This window comes from Curtobacterium sp. NPDC086286, assembly GCF_044746255.1.
In the GTDB taxonomy this organism is placed as follows: Bacteria; Actinomycetota; Actinomycetes; order Actinomycetales; family Microbacteriaceae; genus Curtobacterium.
On record NZ_JBIVBW010000003.1, the window covers coordinates 468097 to 471840 of the forward strand.

A 3744-nucleotide genomic window follows, 5' to 3' on the forward strand; every position below is an offset into this window, starting at 1 on the left:
GGGGGGGCGGCGGGGGCGCCCCCGCCCCCGCCGGGGGGGCTCAGGCCCCCCCCCCCCCGGGCCCCGCGCGGGGGGGGGGGGGGGGGCCCCGGGCCCCCCCCGCCTCCCGTCACGTCGTGGGTGCGGTCACCCCTGGTGGTCGCGCCCGCGGTGCTTCTCGCGCTTCTCGTGTCGCTTGTGCACGCCGGGCTGCTCGCTCTCGGCCGTGCCGTCCGAGTCGCCGCTCAGTCCGTCCGCCAGGCCGTTGGTCTGGTCGAAGGGGCGTCCGAGTGACTCGTCGTTGAGGTCTGCCACGGAGCGGTGACGCTCGTGGGCTTCGGGTTCGGGTTGATCGTCCATGCGCCGGACGCTACGCGCGGCGCGATGTCGCCCGACCCAGACCCGGGACGGTTCGCGCGTCGCGGTACCACGGGCCCCCGTCCGGGGGTACGGTGGTGACTGCGCGCGAGGGGTTCCCCCCAACACCTCGCACGCAGCGCTCGACCGGTTCCCCCCAACAGGTCGAGACGCGCCGGCCCCGGTCTGTTCGCAGACCGGGGCCGTTGCACGTCGCCGGGGCGCTCGGCGCTCGGCGCGCGTCTCGCGTCCCGCGTCTTGCGTCTCGCGTCAGAGGGTGGCCGCGAAGTCCCGGACGGCTCGCTCCCAGCGCTCCGGGTCCTCGTTCCACTCGAGCGTGTGCGGCGCGGTCCGGAACGCGACCGCCCGGGTCCCCGGACGCGCGGTCTGCGCGGCGACGTCGGCCTCGGCGACGAGGGCGTCGGCCGCCGAGTGCACGAGCAGGGTCGGGGTCGCCGACGCCTGCCACGCGGTCGTCTGGACGGGAGCAGCGGCGCCGGCCAGCCGTGACAGCACGCCGGTGGTCGCGATCCGTGCCGCGACCGTGCCGACGAACGCGGGGAGGTGCGCGCCCGACACCGCGCCGCGGAGCGCCGAGGACACGCTGAGCAGCGGCGAGATCCCGACGAGGCCGTCGACCTCGACCCGGGAGGCGGCGACCGAGCACGCGAGCGCCCCCGCCGACCAGCCCTGCAGCACGACCCGGGTGGCCCCGCGGCCCCGAGCTGCCCGGACCGCCGTCACGATGCGGTCGACCGCGCCGGGGTCGAGCGAGCGGAGCGGGAGGTCGGTCGTGTCGACGACCTCGGACGTCGCGCCGAGGGCACGCCAGACCGGGATGCCCCGGAGGACCTGTCGCGGCCCGAGCGACTGCCCGTGCACGTGGACGACGTGCGTGGGCTCGTTGCCCGTGACATCGGTCGGTTCGTCGCCGGGGACGTCCGCGAGGCCGTCGTACAGCAGCGCGTCCCAGCCCCACTCGCCGCCGGCTGCCGGGCCGTCCGTGCGCCGCCGGACGGTGTCCCCGTCGATGTCGAGGACGTCCTGCACGCGGACGTCCTGGCCGTCGCGGGTGATCCGGTACGTCCCGGGCAGGCGGGTGTCGCGGGTGGTCACGAACTCGGCCTCGGTCGGGGTGGCGGCGCGCACGGTGGCGGTCGCCGAGTACGGCGTGGGGAAGAGCAGCCGGCGCGCGACGAACGCGCCCAGCCCGAGCGTCCCGACGGCACCCGCTGCGGTGCCGAGTGCGGCGATGCGTCCACCGGTCATGTGGTCTCCTCCAGTCGTGCGGTGGTGAGTGGCGCGGCGGCCGGGACGTCCTGCCCGGCCTCGCGCGCGCGGTCCTCGATCTCGACGGACAGCCGGTGCAGTCGGCTCCGCCACTGTCGACGCTGCCAGGCGATCGTGAAGTACAGCCCCCGGTTGCCGGACGCGCCCTCGAGTCGCCGCAGCTCGGGCTCCAGCGTCCGGAAGCGGACCCGGGCGGCCCGCCAGTCGCGGAACTCGCGGGCGGCGTCGGGCAGCACCCCGCCGGCGGCACCGACGGCGAGCAGGACCATCGAAGTGAGGAAGACCGGCGCGTAGACGGTCCCGAGCACCCGGACCGCAGCGTCCAGGCCGAGCACGTGCACCGCGTCGAGCGCGACCGCGATGGCAGCGAGCAGGACCATCGCCGCGGCGCCGACGACGAACAGCCAGTACATGCGCCCGAGACCGTCGCCCTCGCGGAAGCCGCGGAGGACGGCCAGCGCGGACCGGGTGATCACGACGGCGATGTACGTCATCTCGACCGCGGAGTAGAGCGCGGTCGGCAGCTGGTCACCGTACTCGACCATGAACTGCGACGTGGGCTCGGGGGCGTCGATCAGCACGAACAGCACGACCAGTGCGACGAGGACCAGTGCGACGCCGACGAGCCGACTCGGGCGGAGCAGTCGCGCGGACCGGGCGGCCGCCTCGACCGACTGCGCGAGGGCGAACAGGCCGCACACCATCAGGCAGCGGCCGAGCAGGTCGGCGACGTTCGGTGTGCGGGTCAGCCCGCCGAGGAACGTCACGACGTCGGGTTGGTTGATGCTCAGCCCGACGGCCACGAACGCGCAGCAGACCATGAGCCAGGTGACGCTCGCCGACTGGGTCCGGACGAGCCAGAGCCGGACGACGAGGACGGCCAGGATCAGCCAGACCGGGAGGGATCCCCAGACGTGCAGCGTCACCGGAAGATCCCGCGCGGCGCGGTGTCGGGGTCGAGCAGCCCGATCCGCAGGGCGAGCTGGTCGGCGACGAGCTCGACCGCCTGCTCGTGCGGGGTGTCGAGCGACCGGGTGAACGCCGTCCGTCCGGTGAGCAGCCCCGTGTACGCCTCGTGGTCGCAGCCTGGATCGGCGAGGAACACGTGCGCGAGCTCGTGCAGCACGCAGGCCACACGGGACCGTTCGGACAGGTCGGGACGCGTCTCGAGCAGAGCGTGGTCGGAGCGCTGGATGAGCCGGGCGGACAGGTCACCGGGCAGTGCGGTCGTGCGGAGCCGGATCGGCTTGCCGAGGGCGGACTCGGCACGGACGAGCAGCTCCGGCAGCGTCAGTCGCCGGGGGAGTCCGAGTCGCTGCACGCTGCGTCGGGCCTCGGCCTGCTGGCGGCGGGCGCCGATCCGGTCGGCGAACGCGCTCACGGCGTCGACCCGGAGTCGTCGAGTCGCCGGACGTGCTCGGTGAAGTCGCGGATCTCGGCCGCGGAGGCGAACTCCCCGAGTCGCCGGGTGGCGAACGCCACGACCTCGCGTTTGCGGAGCTCGAGGACGAGTTCGAGCTGCGCCTGCACCCGCTCCGGGACGTCCGTGTTGCCCGCGGCGTCGGTGAGGTACTCGGACGGCACACCGAAGTAGCCGGCAAGCGCGACGAGCAGGCGCTGGTCACGGACGGCCGGCCCGTTGCCCCCGAGCATGTAGCCCCACCGCGGTCGGCTCATCGAGGCGCCCTGCGCCTCGATCTCCGCCACGATCTCCTTGTAGGAGGGGCGCTGCCCGGAATTGGCCTCGACGACGTCCATCAGGAGCTGCAGCTTGCGTGAGAGCTCGCGTCGGTGTGCGTCGTCGTCGGTGTACTCGATCATGTCTCCCCGCCCTGTACATCTGTCTCAGACATGGTAAAACTGAACCAGCGCGTCGGCCAGCGACACCCACTCTGCCAGGCGCGTGCCCGTTCGTCAGGTCGGCATTTCGTGGGGGGATGCCGAACAGGCGGGTGGCGCCGTGCGGTGGTCGCGAGCCGACGACGGACGGGAGGCGCGGTGGCACCCCGCCCCCCCCCCCCCCCCCCCCCCGGGGGGGCGGGACAAAAAAACCTAGCCACCACGCACACGGCGGAACAAGCCAACCCGGGCACCACCCCAGGCAAATCCCACCCCCCG

At 74.2% G+C, this 3744-nt stretch carries 5 protein-coding genes; all 5 read right to left on the reverse strand.

The features are described from left to right. Nucleotides 1–126: 126 nt before the first annotated feature. On the reverse strand, nt 127–339 hold the full coding sequence (locus tag ACIPKM_RS08165; RefSeq protein WP_139199319.1) for a hypothetical protein: 213 nt from the start codon (nt 337–339) through the stop codon (nt 127–129). Nucleotides 340–606: 267 nt separating this feature from the next. Beyond that, entirely contained in the window at nt 607–1605 is a 999-nt protein-coding gene (locus ACIPKM_RS08170; RefSeq protein WP_402736531.1) for a hypothetical protein, read from the reverse strand. Next, nucleotides 1602–2552 (reverse strand): hypothetical protein, encoded by a 951-nt coding sequence (locus ACIPKM_RS08175; RefSeq protein WP_402736532.1) that lies wholly within the window; start codon nt 2550–2552, stop codon nt 1602–1604. The genes ACIPKM_RS08170 and ACIPKM_RS08175 overlap by 4 nt, the downstream gene beginning before the upstream one ends. Next, entirely contained in the window at nt 2549–3007 is a 459-nt protein-coding gene (locus ACIPKM_RS08180) for a hypothetical protein (RefSeq protein ID WP_071296484.1), read from the reverse strand. The genes ACIPKM_RS08175 and ACIPKM_RS08180 overlap by 4 nt, the downstream gene beginning before the upstream one ends. Then, entirely contained in the window at nt 3004–3447 is a 444-nt protein-coding gene (locus ACIPKM_RS08185) for a hypothetical protein (protein WP_070417311.1), read from the reverse strand. The genes ACIPKM_RS08180 and ACIPKM_RS08185 overlap by 4 nt, the downstream gene beginning before the upstream one ends. Between the last annotated feature and the right edge of the window lie 297 nt (nt 3448–3744).